Source organism: Candidatus Fokinia solitaria, from assembly GCF_003072485.1.
Classification (GTDB): domain Bacteria; phylum Pseudomonadota; class Alphaproteobacteria; order Rickettsiales; family Midichloriaceae; genus Fokinia; species Fokinia solitaria.
In genome coordinates this window covers 699409-717306 of the sequence record NZ_CP025989.1, presented here as the reverse complement: position 1 = coordinate 717306, position 17898 = coordinate 699409, and the positions used below count along the sequence as shown (strand labels likewise).

Below are 17898 nucleotides of genomic sequence, written 5' to 3'. Positions count from 1 at the left end.
AATGAAGATATGAGAAGAAAACTATATGTATGACGATTATGCTACGTTATATAGCAGCCTCGTGAATTCTGTATAATCGAGGCTACTTCTTCCGACGAGTATGCCATCTAATTCAGTGATTTGGTATAAGAGATGCACATTATCAGAGTTGACGGCGCCTCCGTATATTACTTTGCGCTTTTCGGTACTTTTTACTAATTGCGTAATTGATGATATTTTATCCATAGATTCGCATTCTGTAGCACCAATATGTTGTGCAGGCTCATATGCTATTATATCGCCAGATAAAGCAACTTTGTCTTGTATGTCGTGATCATTTACGCATTGTATTGTTACGATATCATATTTCTTGGCTACTTCAATTTTCTGTGTAATGATATCATGATTTTCATGCATTTGCCTTCTTTCTTGATGGCCAAGTATTACATATGAGCATCCAAATTCTTTCAGCGCTTTAGCGCTTACTTCTCCTGTATAAGAGCCATTCTCATACTTGCTACAATCTTGCGCACCCAAGTAAAGCAGATCTGAATCGAGTGATGTAATAACATCATGTAGTGATGAGATATAGGGATGTGGAGGACATATTACAATCTTAATGCGTACGGAATTTTTACGAAACGCGACGTCCTTTATTTCTTGCCATGATGCAATAAATGTGTTCATCTGTTGTATGAATAGCAATGAGCCACTCATTTTCCAGTTGGCGATTACGAAAAAATCTCTGATCATTATTCAATGATGTTTAAATAAAACAATCTTCTATGATAGCCCATTCTTGTTTAGATAATCCTGAATCTTCGTATTGTATATTTTCTCCTTTTATTTTGCGTTTCAATATCGTCATTACTTTTTCGGAAAGGTACATACCATTCAGCAGATAATCGTTAAATGCTTCTAACGACGTTGGTACCCAAATTTTTAGGATATCGTACAGTATCTTAGCATACTGCCTTATCTCATACTGTGCATGTCTATCAAGACGCAGTTTTATGAAATGCATCAGATTATTAAGGTTAACTTTCCAGTAAAATTGCGTATAACAATTTAGAGGTAGTACAATTCTTGCTATTTCTTTTGCTACTCCATTTGCAAGCAACTCTTCATATAGTAGATATGCTGTCTCATTATTTTTCTGAATAGAACTGCTAATTTGTTTGCCTAAGGTGGTATCTACAGTTGTATCACGCCCTTGCTTATTGGATGATGATTGCAAACATGGTGTAGAATCATCCGGAGTATACATGTCAGAATCAAGTATTGAATATCTCGCAGAATACTCATTGAAACTACCAGTTCGATGTCTCATCCACTGTCTAGCTATAAATATTGGAAGTTTTATATGCAATTTTATTTCGCACATTTCGAACGGCGTGGTGTGGCGATTTCTCATCAGATATCTGATGAGACCTCGATCCTCTAGCACCTTCTTTGTGCCTTTTCCATAAGAAACTCTAGCAGCTTGAACAACTGCACTATCGTCACCCATGTAATCGATCACTCTTATGAAGCCTTTGTCTAGTACATCAAATCGCTGACCAAGTACTTCATCAAGTGCATTAACTGCACTATGTTTCATACATCCAAGTTATAATTATAACTAGGACTTTTTTAGTATACTACGTCCTCTATATAAACCGTCGTCAGACATCATATGAGGGAGGTGATGTTTTCCTGTCTTTGGATCTATCACTATATTTAGTGCTTTGAGTGCATTATGCGCTCTTCTTGTGCCTCTCTTAGAAGGAGAAGTTTTTCTCTTAGGTACAGCCATGCTATAGGTAACTACATCACATAAAGGTGGTGTAATACTATATTGAGAGATAGGTATTTGCAATAAAGTGAGTCAGTATATTCATAATAAAATACCTAAGCATTATAAATTCATTAATGATTTGAAATTTTTGTAAGCTTCTGAGTCCATTTTGGATAAAAAGTGCCTAGCAATCCGAAGATTGTACCGCAAAGTAGTGTGTACAGTGCACCTTCCATCTTTTTATCGCACAGTGAGTTAATGAATGGTATAGTATGATGAAAAAGACTGCCGAATGCCATTCCTACCATATTGCAAAGAGCGCCAGTAAGGCCGCTTACTTTAGGATCTGCTAACGCGATAGTAGCGGCGATCAGCGGTATTTGGTAAGCAGTTGCGATACCCATGATGAATAATGCGATGTAACAACTTCTTATCTCTAGTATGCTGTATTGTAACACATCAGAAGAGACTGTAGCAAAGAACACAAGAAGCGTTAGCAGAGCGACACCGCAATATCTGATTAATGGTATGCATCCTATGTATCTACTGCTTAAATACCCTATTATAGGAGCACCGATAGCATGTCCCGACAAAATCACTGTCGCTACGTAAGAAGCTTCTAATGCGGAAATGCCTATTTTCTCTTGCAAAAATGTGCTACCCCAAGCATCCATAAATCCCTCCATTACGCCTATCATTGCACCATTTATTAAGAATAAAGTGATTATTTGCTTATTCTTAAAGATAGACCAGATCGCAGAAAAAGTAATTTTCGCATCACTCTTTTGATGATGATACGAAATTAGTGAGAAGTTTTTAGCATTTGGTATTAATAAGAAAATGATCAATGTCAGTCCTAAGCCGATGAGTGAAAGATGTATGAATAATGCATCAAATCCTCGTGCTAAAAACATGTTATTCACTAACACATTACCAATAGCGGCTAAAGCTAATCCTATAGACACAGCAATGCCAAGACTGAAGTTGAATACTTGTGGCGAGAACATTGTTGATAATGCTTTAAAACAGCCAAGAATGGCAGCAGATGATACTATACCAGCTATCACTCTCGAAAAGATTACCGCATACCATGTGTCGCATACAATGCACAGTATCAAGCTAGATGACAATAAGAATACAGATAGAAAAATTACATTTCTTAGTCCAAATCTATCTAATGCTAATCCAACAGGAATGTGTGCGGTGGAATATGCGATATAATAAATACTTGCGAAAAGTCCAAATTCATGAGGGCTGACATGATATCTTGCTGGAAAGTAATTTATCAAAATTGCTGGTAGTATTCTTATAACGTATTGATAGCCATAAAAACAGCTTAAGAATACGGTAATAAGGATTCTGAGATATTTGCTGTTATGCGATAGTGCACTGCGATATTTTATCGGTATATAACGTCCTATGATAGTACCTAGTACTCCTACTGAATATCTTATAATGTGTCTATAACCTAGAAAGACGGTGAAGAATACGCCTATCAGAATTTTGATAATATTTTTATTCTTAGTCATACGTATTATATTAAAAATTCATTGACACTCCTCCAAATAGAACACCTCTCCATCTTATTGCTGCTTTATTACCGAATGAACCGGCAGGCGTAAGACTTGGCTGGCGTAATACTTCTGTTTGTAAGAATAATGATAAATTTGAATTTAATCTATACTCTGTGCCGGCGCCTAATTTCCATAACAAGCCGTTTCTCTCTATATCATTGAAAAGATTGTACCGTACATTTTTGTACTCGCGCATAAGATAAATCTCCATCTCTTCAGAGAATAAATCGTCACTTGTCTTGCTGCTATACCATCCATATCCTATGCCAATGTTCAAATATGGCACTACTCGCATAGATGATGGTATGAAAAGCTTTGTTGCGGCCATAATACCGTAGCACTGCAAAATTGGTTCGAGAGAAGCGATTTTCTGTATTGGTATATTGGAGAAAATTACATCAACTCCTATACGCGCGATGTCTGAAAGACTTCTACCATAGCTACATTCGAGATAATATGGAAATTCTCCTTTTAGTGATTCAGCAGCGCCGATACTACCTGCTTTTTCTGAAGTACGTAATCTTATTTGTTCAATTGTACCTACGCTTGCACCAAAACCGAATGATATATTATTTTCGTTTATGCTGTGTGCGCTATTGAGGAAAAGAGGCATGCATAAAAGCATTATAAGCATAAACTTCATTCTACTCATACAGCGGTGATAATCTGTTAAAAACTGCCGATACAGTTCACAATCTATAGCATAAAAACAGCACAAGAAAAAGTACATTATACCTTTCATTTAAATGACTGTGAAGATAGGATTTTATTTCGCTTTAGTTGTAAAAAATCTTCTTCAGCGTGAAAAGAGGATCTAGTTAACGGGCTTGAAGCTACCATTAGAAAGCCTTTACTCAGTGCTATTGTTTTGTACTCATCAAAAACGGCAGGTGTGATATATTCTGAAACTTCTACGTGCTTTGGAGAAGGGCGTAAGTATTGTCCTATAGTGATAAAATCTACTTTAGCGGCGATTAGATCATCCATAAGCTGTATGACTTCAATTTTTGTTTCGCCAAGTCCAAGCATAATGCCAGATTTAGTAAAAATATCTGGTACGAGTTGCTTCATTTGAAAGAGTAATTGCAAAGAGTGGAAGTATCTTGCACCTGGTCTGATTGCAATGTATTTGCTTGGTACTGTTTCTAAGTTGTGATTAAACACATCAGGTTTTGCAGATGCTATAATGTGGAGCGCATCGTTCTTATTTCTGAAATCCGGAGTAAGTACTTCTATTGTTGTATGTGGAGAATACTCTCTTATAAGTTTGATGCATTGAGAAAAATGAGAAGCGCCACCATCTTTTAGATCATCTCTGTCTACAGAGGTGATGACTACATGTTTTAGTGCCATTTCTTGAACTGCTTTGGCTACTCTAAATGGTTCTGTAGAATCTAATTTTTGCGGTTTTCCTGTTTTGACGTTACAAAATGCGCATGAGCGTGTGCACGTATCTCCCATTACAATAAAAGTTGCGTGCTTTTTACTCCAGCATTCACCTATATTAGGGCATGATGCTTCTTCGCATACAGTATGAAGAGAGTGGCGCTGTACAATATCATGTGTAGCGTCAAAGTGCGCACTTGGTGCTTTTACTCTGATCCAATCCGGTTTTTTGCTCTTTTCAGAAGTAGAAGGTGACATTCTGTTAAGCTATGCATTTTCGTCAGTGACTCTATAGAGAGTGACGTAAAAATTCAATGGATTAGCAAGGGCTTGTTCTGCTGAAAGTGGTCTATTGTTCTTAAATTCAAATGCTACCAGTACCAATTTCCCTACAGGCGTTTTACCAGGATAATTCACATTTATTCTTACCTGTGCGGTGTTATCATTTAAAAATACTATAGATTTCCAATCTACCGTAATAATCCCCTTTTCTCCATATACTGCAGATGGACTTTGAGGATTAGAAGGAGTATTTTTTGTCACATAGCTATCGTAAGAATCGGGAGATGACATTGATGGTACTACGATTTTGTACTGATATCTGAATGTTTGAGGAATATACTCCTCTCTTGCTCTGATATATTGCATTACTAATGCTCTCTTCATTGCGACACTTGTTGAATATTCTTCAACTGGAACAGATTTTACGACTGTAGGAATACCAGTAATACTATCGATTTCTACGACAAATGGCTCTATGGATTCTGTATTCTTGATATGTTTTATTAAAAGCGCGGAAGCTATTAATCCAAGTAAGCATAACACAACTAGTACTGCTAAAACATTACGTTGCACAATGGCTATTTCGTATGATTCTTTATACCATGTAGGTGCGTTTTGTTCTTTGTTTTGCATTGACGTTTCCTTAAGATCTATCTTACCGGTGCAAGTAGCACTACAATTCTATGGATACACTTTTAGAAAGTCAAATATTCGAATGTTAGGTAAAATTGTTATTTCACTCATTTTTTTATGGCATTGCATTGCGATATCGCATGATATTTTTGCAGCGGAAAATACGTATCGTGAGCTGAATGATGTATGCGAAAGTACGCACAGAAATACTATGGCATTCAATGCCGTATTAGGTGATAAAGTCCTTTTCCCGATTGCGAAGGCAATAAGAGGCAATCATAAGCAATATCATAGAAATTTTATACACAACTTCTTTTATAATCTGAGAGAGCCATTATACGCTTTGAACGGATTATTACAGGGCGATCCAAGAGCGGCTGCGCAAAGTATGTGTCGATTCATGTTTAATACTACAGCGGGATTGCTAGGTACTATCGATGTTGCTTCAAAGATTGGTATTGCGGAGATTAAAAATGGATTTTCCGTCACGTTTACCAAATGGGGTATTCGTGCAGGAAATTACAATATGCTACCTCTTTTTGGTCCATCTTGCTCGAGAGATACGTTTGCGCTTGCAATGGATCTTATATTAGATCCGTTAAATTTCGTACTTCCAATTGGTGCATTAATTGCGATTTCTTCTGGTGAAATAATAGTAGCAATTGATGAGAATTTAGATTTGCTTCAAGAGATTAATGATATCTCTCTTGATGAGTATGCGGCTTTGAAAGCGGCTTATGTCGTCAAATACAGTGCGAAAGCAGAGAAAAATGATAAGTAGATTGCTAATTATGTAAAAAGTACAGCGTTTACAAAATGTGCTTTTTCTGTTAAGTAAGCATGCAAAGTGCTTCTATAAATAGTGCGGTGGTGCCATGAGAGTATATTATTTAATATTGATATCATTATTTATTTTGATTCCTAAAGTACGTGAGGAAGTAGCTTACGCAAATCCTGGTGCAAAAGTAGCCTCAGCAAGTAATATAGATGATATCGTAGTCGATGATAAAGTATGTGCTGGAGAAGCAGATCTTACAGGATCTTCTACTACTTTCACTAATGTATATTCCTCTACGCAATCCATAAGGAAATCGACAAAAAAATCTGTAACTACTAAGCGTAAAAAGATTGCCAAGAAGAAAGTGGCAGTTGTTTCGAGGATAAAGCGTATGAAGAAAATATATAAGAAAAAGATTCACTCTGCTAAGAAGAAGCCTTCTAGCACTATCTCGAATAGCGCTATTGTGCTAAGAAAAGCATCTACTGCAGCTATCGCAAAATATAGCACTCCTGTAGTTGTTGCTAGTCATTCGGCGGCAAAATTTACGACAGATAATCGTAATAATGCTTTAACTATAAGCAATTCGAATAAAACTTTAGATGCTGGAGTATCGAGAGAAGTGCGTTCTTCCAAAGATGTAGAGTGTAAAAATGAGATCGGTATAGGTATCGATATAGGCAGAAATATAGGACACTCATTGCAATTGATAGATAACTCTACTGTAGAGAGAAATAGAGTTGTTGGTGCTTCGTTGTATAATCTTACCTTATCGCTTAGCAGAGAAGTGCAGAAATCTAAAACATTTGCTGTACTTGTGGGGGCATTTTTAGGTAGTAAATTTGTTGCAGGAGATATCTTAAGTGGAAGAGGTATGATGTTCGGCGTAAGTTCAAAATTGCTTATGCTACCGCTAAGCACGGAGAGTGATGTTCACATCATACCATATGTTGAAGGGCAGTTAGGATGGTCTATTATGAGCTATACTTCTCTAAAAGATGTTATTGATGTGTCGAGTTCCAGCGTAAGGATAATCGATAGAGGAGATTGTGAAGAGAGTGAGGGCTATCGTATTCGAGGAAAAGTTACCGCAGATGATGTATCAGGAATGTATGGAGCGGCAGTAGCTGGTATTCGTATTACTGATGGAAATGTGATTGTCAGTTTTGGCGCTAAAATAGAGCAGAATTTTCAAAATAGCGGAATATTAGATGCAACATTGAAGAATGATGTCGTGAGAGAGTGTTCACAATATGGTACTTTTAATGCTTCCAAATCATCGACGGATAGAACATATGTAATCACCCCTTCATCGATAAGTAAATCCGGAAGTACATCACTGTATGGTATAATTGAGTTATCTTATAAATTTTAGCTTTTCTTAGTTGCGATATTGTCATTGAGAGTAAATTGTTTATGAGTGATGATTCGGAAAAAAGATTCTCAAATAGATTTGAAAGCGTATTTCTCTTCAATGACAGATGTAGAACTTCTCGCATATGTGTGTAAGTACGTAGCAAGGAGAGATCAAGGGGAGGTGATAGCAAAGCAGCTTCTTTCATATTTTGATAATCTCACCAGTATAGTTCACGGCTACTATCTCCCGTATCGTGGCGAGATCAATGAAAAAGTAGAATTTTTTATGTCACTGCTATCTAATGTGTTCTTCAGATTCATTTCGCCTAAAGGATTAATAGGCTTATATGTTTCTAAGGACATTAATCAGCTAGTAGAGTATTGCAGGATTACTATGTCGTTTGCACCTAGAGAAAGTATGTATATCTTTCATTTAGATGCGAAAAATATCATTATTGACGAAGATGTAGTAGGTATCGGTACAACAGATAGAGTACCAGTGTACCCGAAAGAACTTGCTAAATTAGCAGCATGGAAGAAAGCTTCGTCATTAATAGTAGTGCATAATCATGTAAGCGAGAATCCTTATCCTTCATCAGCTGATATAGAAGTTACCAATGTGATAGAAGAGCATTTAAGAAGAGCAAATATTAAATTATTCGATCATTTGATTATTACAAAGTCACTTTATTATTCTATGAAAAATCGTAATTGTTGTAAGATATCTCACGATTTTCTTCATGTGAGGGGTAAAAGTTCAGTATATAAAGAGAAATGTAAGAGGTAGCTTTCGTGAAATAGCAGTAAAGGAGTGATGATTTAATGCAAATAAGCGTACTAGCATTTACTGTATTTTCAGACAGTGAATCGATAACGTCAGAATAGTATAGTACTAGTAATGCTAAGTGTTATTTCTGCATTCTTTTACAGTTAGATAATTATTTGTTCGAGGCGAATAGTATAGTATATTGGAGTAATAGTTTGATTACAATTTGCATTTTCGCTCTGATATCAAAAAGAATATGCGAGTGATATCACTGTATAGTAAGGAAGTGAAAGTTCTTTTAGTTATTTTATCATATGAAATATGAGTGTGCATGTTATTACGTTTGGTTGTCGGCTAAATTCATATGAGAGTGATATTATCAAGAGAAATGCGCAAACAGCGTCGTTGACAAATGCTGTTATCATTAATAGCTGCGCTGTTACGAATGAAGCGGAAAAAAAATTGAGAAAAACAATAAAAGGTCTCAAGAAAAAGAATCCTCATTTATCTATCATCTTAACTGGATGTGCTGCGCAGATATCTCCAGATTTTTACAAGAATTTCGATGGAGTAGATTTTGTTATAGGAAATAAAGAGAAAATGCAAGAAACGACATATTTCGATATACAAGAAAAGATGTTGAGTAATGAATATGGTAGTGTCGCAGTTGGTGATATCATGTCAGTACAGCATACGTATGAAGATGAATACGTAATAGCTGAAGGTAGTAAGACAAGAGCATTTGTAGAAATACAAAATGGATGCAATCATAGATGCACTTTCTGCACTATCCCATTTGGTAGAGGTAATAATAGAAGTGTACCGTTAGGTAGTTTAGTGAAGCGTGTTAGAAATTTGATTGATTACGGATATAAGGAAGTGGTGCTGACTGGAGTTGATATTACAGATTATGGCCAAGATTTACCGATAAAGATAACATTAGGAGAAGCTGTAAAAAGACTTTTATCATGTGTGCCGAATATTATACGTCTGAGATTATCATCTATAGATGTATCAGAGGTAAATAAAGAATTGTTACAAGTTATTGCCGAAGAGGAAAGATTGATGCCTTTCTTTCATATTAGTATGCAATCCGGAGATGCGATGATTTTAAAAAGGATGAAGCGTCGTCATTCTCCCGAGGATGTTACGAATTTTTGTAAAATAGTAAGAGAATATAGAAAAGATGCAGTATTTGGCGCCGACATTATTACAGGATTTCCTACTGAAACGGAGGAGCATTTTAATAATACTTGCAAGCTGGTAGAGGAAAATGCCATTTCGCATTTACATGTGTTTCCATATTCTCAGAGAGATGGCACTCCTGCAGCTAAAATGCCACAGATTGCACATCATATACGTAGAGAAAGAGCGTATAAATTACGTGAGATAGGTCATAGTATATTACGGGAATACTATAGCACATGTATAGGAAAAGTTGTTACCGTCCTCTTTGAGAAAGGTAATGAAGGTAAAACAGAAAACAATAGTAAGGTATATGTAAATACGCAGGTGCAAGAGAATGCGCTATTACCAGTGAAAATTGTTGAAATTACGCAAAATAAAGACGAATTAAAGTTATTTGGAGAATTATTATAGTTATTACTGTATTAATTTTGGCGCTGCTTCAGAATGTGAAGAATATATCACGATATTAGTATTTTTATCATTATACTGTGTTGCTTGATTTTCCTTCTGATTATTCACGTGGAAAACGAAATCGTTTTTATTCGTATTATTATCAGTAGCTTTTATCAGATCAGAAAAATACTTCATCATCATCAATTCATTCTCCTCCGGTTCTTGATGTGAAAGTACTGCTCTTTCTTTTTCCGTTAAGATACAATATTTACCCTCTGTGAATAACATAACGTTAGTGCGATTCATTATTGCCGGTATTGCATTTGAGAACACTAAAGAAGCGTCAATAAAGGAATTTTGTAGAGTAATACCATTTCTTTCGAATATCTCATTAATCACATCTATAGATGGCGTGTCTATTGCTATTGCCATGAGAAAGAGTTCGTTACTATCTTTGATAATAGCGTATCTCTCCATTACATGTATCGATTTTAAAAGAGTGAATGCTTCTATATCCCACTGTGTCCAAAAAGCGACTACTACTTTTTTTCGGTATAAATGCGCAAGAGAAATCTGTTTTTCGTCTATAATTGCAAATGGAATATTCAATAGATTGTAACTTGCAGTGACATAATCACCGGAACTACAGTAGTTATGCTTGATATCCATATCTACTTCCGCTGCATTCGAAAAAGAACGTAAAGCAGTGACAAGAAAACTGGAAAAAATAACGAAAAGTAAGAATCGTATCATTAAACTTTCTAAAAGAGGCCGGAGTCAGAATCGAACTGACGTATAGCGGATTTGCAATCCGCTGCATTACCACTTTGCTATCCAGCCATTGCCGACAAATATCGGAAAATATAAAATCCGTATGAATCTTATTTCTTCTGTGCCATTCTTAACCTTGCTACTCTTTTTACCATTCTTGCAGCATCTAACATTGCTCTTCTCTTTGCTTGAGACGGCTTTTCTCTGAATCTCTTCATCTTCACTGTTTCTAATATCCTTTCCTTATACATACGGCGTGACAACTCAGCAAGTGCGCTACTCACATCGCAAGTTTTATCATCCGTTCTTCTAACTAAGATTTTTATTGCCACAATAATACGTAAAGAGTTATATACAATAGCGAACGTAATCGTCCTGCTACACGGGATTTTATTTAATTTCCATACGAAAATCAAATAAATACAAGGAAAATACCAGTTCATTTTAGTTTTTTATGCTACTTTACGATATTAGTTCTCTTATTATATCAGTGTGATGAGTGATGAATTTTTGCCTAAAATATTATTTATAGGAACAGGCGCTTTATTAACTTTAAAGCTATTGTTTGTGAGCTTTACAATAGGCTTATTTTTAGGCACATTACTTGCAATTCTCAGATTTAACGGGATTCTTTCTCGTAGTATAGGTGCTTTTGTATCGTTTGTACGTGGATCGCCGATGATATTGCAGTTAAGTTTTATGTATTTTGTTGTGCCGCAAGTTACCGGTCTTTCCATGGAAGCAGAGAGTGCAGGCTTTATCACTCTTGGTATTAATAGCGCAGCATATATAGCGGAAATAGTGAGAGCTGGTATCAAAAGTATTCCAAGTGGGCAATTTGAAGCGTCAATTGCTTTACAAATTCCAGTGTTGCCAATGTGGAAAGATATAATATTACCGCAAGTTTTCAGAAATACATTTCCTGCATTTACGAATGAGATTATCACTTTACTTAAAGAAACAGCATTAGTAGCTACTCTTGGAGGAATGGAGATAATGAGAAGAGCGCAAATTGTAGGAGCAGAGGAATTTTCATACTTCTGGCCTCTAATAACTGCAGGTTTATATTACTACGCTTTAGTACTACTTATAGAACTGCTTTGTAAGAAAATTGAAGGAAAATTATTTTAAAGTAATTACAACGCTTTTTTATGGATCAGAATATTTCATCTTTTCGCTTTATCTCTGCATCTGCAGGCAGCGGCAAGACAACTAGATTAATAGGATATATTTTGCAACTTCTGTCGCGTGTTTCAGTGTCAAAAGTTCTTTCCTCTCATAATTATTGCAAAATCGTGTGTATTACTCACACAAATACTGCAGTTGATGAGATATCTCACAGATTAGCAAAAGTGATAAACGATTTGGCTTTAGGGAAAAAATTGGACGCTAGGTATGTTAGTTATATTGGAGAAGCATGGCTTTCTGAGACGAATATCCAAATGTTTAGCGAATTGTATGCAAAGTTGGATGAGATTGTACTGATCAAAACTATTCACGGTTATTTCAGTGCTATATCACATATACATGCTAAAATTATTTCCGAGGAAGATGATAAAGCAATTTTTCAAAAAGTTTTTGTTACTATCGTAAGAAATTTATTGCGTACTCATACTGGTAATATCGTAATCGAATCATTATGTAATGCATTACGAATACTATCGTTGGAATTAAATTTTAGTCTTTTAGATAGTTGTGGTGATTTCGTGTATGAATTCACAAAAATGTGGTTTAGCAAGAAGCGCAGCAATTACATGCTGCTGAAAGAGCGGATAGCAGTACTGACGATTTTTAGCGATATAGAATCAATGTTACAAAATATTAAGTATGAAGAGTTGCTTGATGTCGTGAAACAAGTCACTATTGATGATGACAAAACTTGCATTACTCGCTTAATAGAAGAGTACAATAGAGAGAATCCTATAAATCTTCTTGTGGACAATTTTTGCTTAGCAGAGAGTTGTACGAAATTGATAGATGAACATTTGAAGATTTATATCGCTTCATTTGAAGAAGAGGAATATCTGTCTACACCGTTTGTAATGGTTGATTCTTTGAAATCAAATGTAGAGTACAAAAAGTTTATAGAATGGACGCAACTGAGTGCGGAGAGTAAGAAAACACGTTTCAATGATTACATAGAATGCTTTCTTACTGAGAAGAAAGAGATGAGAAAAAAATGCAAATTTTCTTCATGTGAGTTATCAGCACGAATTTTTAAGAATGAAAGAGAAAAAATCGAAAAATTAAGTATTGCTATAGATAAACTGAGATATATCAGAACATTTTACGGTATCGCGCTTTTTTCTGTAGTGTCTCATATAGGGTATTCTAATTTCAAAGATACAGAATGTGTACGTAGCTATAATGATATCATGACATCTGCGTGCTTCATGTTGAAAGAAGAGGCGAATAAGTATCAGTTATATCAAAAGATAAGTCATATACTTATCGATGAAGCGCAAGATTTAGACTCATTGCAGTGGCAGGCTTTGCATTCTATTATGGATGAGTTTGCGTTTGATGATACAGGTAAAAGCATTTTTATTGTTGGAGATCCAAATCAAGCGATATTTAACTTTCATAACGAAGAAATTCCTTCTTTTGATGCAGAGTTTCAGAAATTTCGTAATCATTTTCGCTCTCAAGGAAAGGATTTTATTCGCAATAAACTATCCGATAACTGCAGATCAAATAAAAGTATTGTGAATTTTGCGAATTGCTTATTCAGTCGCTTTCCTCAATATACAGCAATGATTGCATCTTACGATTCGGATGGTGCAGTGTATTTTTTCCAAGATACTACAGCATATAAAGAAATATATTTGAATATTCCAGCTGATGAAGGAAGCGATATAGAGGTAATACAAAGCAGTAGCGAGTGTAGCGAAGAAAGATTGATAGAAGTGTTATGTCGAATTGCCGAGTTATCTAACGCGAAAATTTCTGAACTATCTGATGTGTTGGTATTATTTCGTACGGCAAAAACAGGGTATGAAAAAATGGTACGAGCAGCAATTGATGCTGGATTTACAGCGCATCACAGTGCGAGTAGCGAATATGAAAAAGTTTTAACTCAGATAAGATATTTGTTGGAATTTATTTACAATCCATATGATAACAGTAATCTCCTTTACGCTTTATCATGCGTGACAGATATACAAGATATTCAAAACGATATAGATAGCGAGCGCGAACATTCTTCTTCGTTATGGGAGGTATTGCAAAGTAAAAGAGGTAATGAAAAGTTTGTGATTTTTTTGCAAGAGTGTTGTGAGCTAGGTAAATGGAGTGAGTTTAGATTTCTTCTAATACTATTACGTCGTTTTCTATCTCTAATGAATGATTCTACTATTTTTGTCGTAGAAAAGTTACTTGAGAATCTCGAATCTGATGTGATGTGTACTTCGATAGCTGAATTATGTCTACGATGGAATGAATTTTCTGAAGTTTTATTCAAAAAATTAAAGAAAAACGATCGTTTAGAAAAAGATACTGGTATTGTATTTAGTACCGTGCATAGTGCAAAAGGGATGGAAGCATCTCACGTCATAATAGCAGACTATCCATTTCGCAGCAGAAATAGAAAGAGAATTGTTATTAATGATAGCCAAGAGATTGTGTTGAAATTGCCAACTCTAAGAGAGAGTTTTTATAAGAGTGTGACTACTCAGAATCAGTGCGAGCAAATGGACCTTGATAAGCTTTTATATGTCGCTGTCACTAGAGCAAAGAATTATTTGTATTTCTTATGAGTGATTACAGCGCTAAAGATCGCTTTTATATGCAAATAGCATTGGATATAGCGCAAAAAGGCGCAGATGTAAAAGAAGTACCTGTAGGAGCGGTAATTGTTAATATAAAGAACGATACTATTGTTGCGGCTACTCATAACCTCACAATACAAAAGTGTAATAGAAATGCACATGCGGAGATGATTGCAATATCGAAAGCGTCAGATTCTATTAATATGGGCTTTCTTGATCATCACGCTATTTATGTTACATTAGAGCCATGCGCGATGTGTGCGAAGGCGTTGTCATTGAGTAGAGTAAGAAGTATCTACTATGCTGCTGATGATGCAAAAGGCGGAGCGATAAAAAATGGAGTACGTATTTTTGATGATGCCAGCACAAATCATAAGCCTTTGATATATTCAGGGCTGTTTGCTGAGGAAAGCAGTATATTACTGAAGAATTTTTTTAATACTTTAAGAAAAAAATGAATCATATAGGGTTTTTGAGAAATAATTTTATAGCACGCTGTTTTTCCGGTTGCTTCATAGTAGCTGCGTCATTATGTTTCAATTTTTTTGGAGGATATTTATTTCTGTTGTATTTAGCAGCTATAGGACTACTGATGATAGTGGAGTTGCGAAAAATGATAGTGTCTTATTACGGAAAAATATCAAGCGGTGCGCATAGAAGATTGAAGATACTAGAATGGATGCTTTTGAGCATTGCATGTGTTTTATGCTTTATTGACAGTATGCTGTATATAAGAGAGGTAGAAAATGGAAAATGGATTGTAACATTACTATTTATGATTGTATGGAGTACAGATACCTGTGCTTATATTAGCGGAAAGTTATTTGGCAAGAGATGTCTACCTTCTTATATTAGCCCTAGTAAAACTTATGAAGGGCTGTTTCTTAGTATTATAATGACAGTCATAATTGTGTATCCGATTATTGAGATGATGCAAAGGTATGGTGTTTATAGCTGTACTGTATCGCATTTAGAGCATGTAGTATTCATATTGCTTCTGAGTGTTACGTCTCATTGCGGAGACCTCTTAGAATCAGTTTTTAAAAGACATTTCATGGTAAAAGATAGCGGCAGTATAATACCAGGGCATGGTGGTGTGCTAGATAGATTTGACAGTATGATGCTAGCGTCTATTGTGATGCGCGTATACTTATCTATATAACGTTACCGGAATAGCACTTGGTGTATCCTTTTCGTCCATATTGAATCAGGGTAATCTTTCTTAGCGGATAAATAATAAAGATTTGCAATATGCTTCATCCCCATGCCATACCACGATACAGCCATTCTATATGTTGCTTCTTGTGTTAATGCACTATCGTATTGCCCTTCCAAGATTTTTTTATATCTGTTAGAAGCTGCAAGATAATCGCCCTTTTTCTCATAGAAGCGTCCTATATCCATTTCCTTTGCTGCTAGTATATGTGCACAATAACGAGCTTTTCTTGCGGCATCACGTCCATAATCTGTATCCGGAAAATTTTGCGCGACGAACTCTAGTGCTTCTTTTGCTTTATATGTAATGTACTGCTCTCTTCCTATATCTACAATTTGAGTGTAGTAATTTATACCACTCATATAGTAAGAGTAAGCTATATACTTACTCGTTGGATAGCGAATCTGAAAGTCATCTTTTGCTTCTATAGATTCATCAAAACGACCTTCCTGATATAAGATATATATCTTCAGCAACAATGCCTTTTCTGCTTCCGAAGAAGTAGGATAGTATGTTTCTATCTCTGCTATATCCTCTAGTGCAGTGTTAGGGTGACTATCTTTTTTTTGCATTGCTGTACTGTAAAGTCGCGCAGGATCTTTTTTAGAGTAATTCCTCACATTAGATGCACATCCACATACGAGGGATGAGCAGATGATAGCGCTTATTATGCGGCGAAAGCGCTTCATTACCAAGTTTGAGAAAGTTGAGAAATGCGAACTTCTTGTATCATAGAAATTTACCAAAATAAAGTATGAATATGTAATTTCATTTTATTCATTTGCTACTTTTCCCTATATATGTTCTTTTTGCTTAATTATTATACGTTACTACGATCTTCATTATTCAGAAGAATTTGGATATTATTTCGACCATTGATAGTACCATTTCCACAAATATCAGAAATATTATTATCATTTCTAATCTTAGAGAATGCGAGTGATTGACCTCATCTCGCAATATCTCATATAACTCATATATTATTGCGAGTCTTCTGTTTAAGTTATCACTCCTTTGTTGAATATCCATGAATTTGCGAGAAGCATCATAGACGTTTTCATATTTCGGATTCTTCCAAAAAAATCCTGGAATATCTAAAACATCATTACTCAGATTTATTGCGCTTCTTTCCATAAAAAGCATTCCTATTTTTTTTGCAAGTTCTCTTCTAGGTACCTTTATATATCCTCTTTTTACCAACTCAAGAGGGATTTTTTTGTTCTCTTCTATCAAGGAGAAAACTGAGATCTCGAATACTCTCAGCTTAACAGATTGTGATAATCCATAAGAAAGTGCCAACTTAGTATATGGATTGTCGTCATTCTTCTTAGAAATTTGTATTACATCACTTGCCATATCTATATTAGTTGGACCATCCTCTAGTACAACGTAGTAGCATAAGTCTGAGAGATAGTTTTCAAGAGGCGCATCTACGTATTCGATCAGATTCTTCAAGAAAAGCGCCTCCTCTTCTTCGGAATAATTCCAGAATATCACGCATCCGTAGGAAAAAACGAATATTTCCTTCTGAGTTTTTGACGAATTTGTCACATGAATTGCATCAGAACTGCAAACTCTCACCGGCGTTTCAATACTGGTGAAGACTTCAGAGAATGCGAATAAATCGCATCCAGAGCCGATACAGTACGACGCGCACCTAAACATTGATTACTTCTAATTTTTTATAAAACATGCAGTGTGAAGTTACACGAAATCACTTAATGGTATCTAAGATATTTTACAAGGTCAATAAGCGGATGTTTTTGAATTCAGTCATGGTGGCAGTTGTTCTTTACTATGAGCATGATTTAAGAAAACACTACAGAGTTGTAAGGCATTTTTATAACGAGAGCATAACTACAAAACTTGTAGCAAGTAAACGTGCACTACTTTTTCGATGCCGCTAGATTCGAGATTTCTCATAGCACTGATTAGTATTCTTCAAGTTGAGAAGATTTCAGTCACTTTCGAACTTTTTGAAGCTTTCAAAGTGATATTGTATCGCTAAAGCTTATGAGAGTCGAAAGTGACA

Annotated in this window: 19 protein-coding genes and 1 tRNA gene; 8 read left to right on the top strand and 12 right to left on the bottom strand. The window is 35.5% G+C overall.

Annotation, left to right across the window (positions count from 1 at the left end; genetic code table 11):
- Positions 1-36: 36 nt before the first annotated feature.
- The 7 genes from Fsol_RS03245 to Fsol_RS03215 all read right to left on the bottom strand — a co-directional run bounded on the left by Fsol_RS03245 (position 37) and on the right by Fsol_RS03215 (position 5631).
- Positions 37-732 (bottom strand): triose-phosphate isomerase, encoded by a 696-nt coding sequence (locus Fsol_RS03245; RefSeq protein ID WP_108673452.1) that lies wholly within the window; start codon positions 730-732, stop codon positions 37-39.
- 13 nt (positions 733-745) lie between these two features.
- A complete protein-coding gene (gene thyX, locus Fsol_RS03240) occupies positions 746-1579 on the bottom strand; it encodes an FAD-dependent thymidylate synthase (protein WP_108673451.1) in 834 nt (277 codons plus the stop codon).
- 21 nt (positions 1580-1600) lie between these two features.
- On the bottom strand, positions 1601-1774 hold the full coding sequence (gene rpmF / locus Fsol_RS03235; RefSeq protein ID WP_108673450.1) for a 50S ribosomal protein L32: 174 nt from the start codon (positions 1772-1774) through the stop codon (positions 1601-1603).
- 113 nt (positions 1775-1887) lie between these two features.
- Positions 1888-3285, bottom strand: a complete 1398-nt coding sequence (locus Fsol_RS03230; protein ID WP_108673449.1) for an MFS transporter — start codon at positions 3283-3285, stop codon at positions 1888-1890.
- Between the two features lie 10 nt (positions 3286-3295).
- Positions 3296-3982 carry a hypothetical protein gene (locus Fsol_RS03225; RefSeq protein ID WP_108673448.1) on the bottom strand — a complete coding sequence of 229 codons (687 nt, stop codon included), beginning with the start codon at positions 3980-3982 and terminating at the stop codon, positions 3296-3298.
- Between the two features lie 86 nt (positions 3983-4068).
- Complete coding sequence (gene lipA, locus Fsol_RS03220) at positions 4069-4974, bottom strand: lipoyl synthase (protein ID WP_108673447.1); 906 nt, start codon at positions 4972-4974, stop codon at positions 4069-4071.
- Positions 4975-4983: 9 nt separating this feature from the next.
- A complete protein-coding gene (locus tag Fsol_RS03215; protein ID WP_108673446.1) occupies positions 4984-5631 on the bottom strand; it encodes a VirB8 family type IV secretion system protein in 648 nt (215 codons plus the stop codon).
- 82 nt (positions 5632-5713) lie between these two features.
- On the opposite strand from Fsol_RS03215, the gene Fsol_RS03210 reads away from it, so the two are divergent.
- The 4 genes from Fsol_RS03210 to mtaB all read left to right on the top strand — a co-directional run bounded on the left by Fsol_RS03210 (position 5714) and on the right by mtaB (position 10130).
- Positions 5714-6412, top strand: coding sequence for an MlaA family lipoprotein (locus Fsol_RS03210; protein ID WP_158521642.1), 699 nt, complete (start codon positions 5714-5716; stop codon positions 6410-6412).
- 94 nt (positions 6413-6506) lie between these two features.
- On the top strand, positions 6507-7784 hold the full coding sequence (locus Fsol_RS03205; protein ID WP_108673444.1) for a hypothetical protein: 1278 nt from the start codon (positions 6507-6509) through the stop codon (positions 7782-7784).
- A gap of 48 nt (positions 7785-7832) precedes the next feature.
- Positions 7833-8552 carry a JAB domain-containing protein gene (locus tag Fsol_RS03200; protein WP_108673443.1) on the top strand — a complete coding sequence of 240 codons (720 nt, stop codon included), beginning with the start codon at positions 7833-7835 and terminating at the stop codon, positions 8550-8552.
- Between the two features lie 300 nt (positions 8553-8852).
- Positions 8853-10130, top strand: a complete 1278-nt coding sequence (gene mtaB / locus Fsol_RS03195) for a tRNA (N(6)-L-threonylcarbamoyladenosine(37)-C(2))-methylthiotransferase MtaB (RefSeq protein WP_108673442.1) — start codon at positions 8853-8855, stop codon at positions 10128-10130.
- Between the two features lie 3 nt (positions 10131-10133).
- Here mtaB and Fsol_RS03190 read toward each other — a convergent pair whose 3' ends face one another.
- The 3 genes from Fsol_RS03190 to Fsol_RS03180 all read right to left on the bottom strand — a co-directional run bounded on the left by Fsol_RS03190 (position 10134) and on the right by Fsol_RS03180 (position 11215).
- Positions 10134-10865: a hypothetical protein gene (locus Fsol_RS03190; RefSeq protein WP_108673441.1), complete on the bottom strand. Its 732-nt coding sequence runs from the start codon at positions 10863-10865 to the stop codon at positions 10134-10136.
- Positions 10866-10880: 15 nt separating this feature from the next.
- Positions 10881-10952: transfer RNA gene (locus Fsol_RS03185), tRNA-Cys, on the bottom strand.
- Positions 10953-10993: 41 nt separating this feature from the next.
- Positions 10994-11215: a 30S ribosomal protein S21 gene (locus tag Fsol_RS03180; protein WP_158521641.1), complete on the bottom strand. Its 222-nt coding sequence runs from the start codon at positions 11213-11215 to the stop codon at positions 10994-10996.
- A 163-nt stretch (positions 11216-11378) separates the two neighbouring features.
- Here Fsol_RS03180 and Fsol_RS03175 point away from each other — a divergent pair, with 163 nt between their 5' ends.
- The 4 genes from Fsol_RS03175 to Fsol_RS03160 are packed head-to-tail and all read left to right on the top strand — an operon-like array spanning position 11379 to position 15812.
- On the top strand, positions 11379-12014 hold the full coding sequence (locus tag Fsol_RS03175; RefSeq protein ID WP_108673439.1) for an amino acid ABC transporter permease: 636 nt from the start codon (positions 11379-11381) through the stop codon (positions 12012-12014).
- A gap of 20 nt (positions 12015-12034) precedes the next feature.
- A complete protein-coding gene (locus tag Fsol_RS03170) occupies positions 12035-14638 on the top strand; it encodes a UvrD-helicase domain-containing protein (RefSeq protein WP_108673438.1) in 2604 nt (867 codons plus the stop codon).
- The gene (locus Fsol_RS03165) at positions 14635-15108 is read left to right on the top strand and encodes a nucleoside deaminase (RefSeq protein ID WP_108673437.1); all 474 of its coding nucleotides are present in this window, start codon (positions 14635-14637) and stop codon (positions 15106-15108) included. The genes Fsol_RS03170 and Fsol_RS03165 overlap by 4 nt, the downstream gene beginning before the upstream one ends.
- Positions 15105-15812, top strand: coding sequence for a phosphatidate cytidylyltransferase (locus Fsol_RS03160; RefSeq protein ID WP_108673436.1), 708 nt, complete (start codon positions 15105-15107; stop codon positions 15810-15812). The genes Fsol_RS03165 and Fsol_RS03160 overlap by 4 nt, the downstream gene beginning before the upstream one ends.
- Before the next feature lie 2 nt (positions 15813-15814).
- On the opposite strand, the gene Fsol_RS03155 is transcribed toward Fsol_RS03160, so the two are convergent.
- Positions 15815-16555, bottom strand: a complete 741-nt coding sequence (locus Fsol_RS03155; protein WP_108673435.1) for an outer membrane protein assembly factor BamD — start codon at positions 16553-16555, stop codon at positions 15815-15817.
- Positions 16556-16712: 157 nt separating this feature from the next.
- A complete protein-coding gene (locus tag Fsol_RS03150; RefSeq protein ID WP_108673434.1) occupies positions 16713-17531 on the bottom strand; it encodes an RMD1 family protein in 819 nt (272 codons plus the stop codon).
- Positions 17532-17898 lie beyond the last annotated feature (367 nt).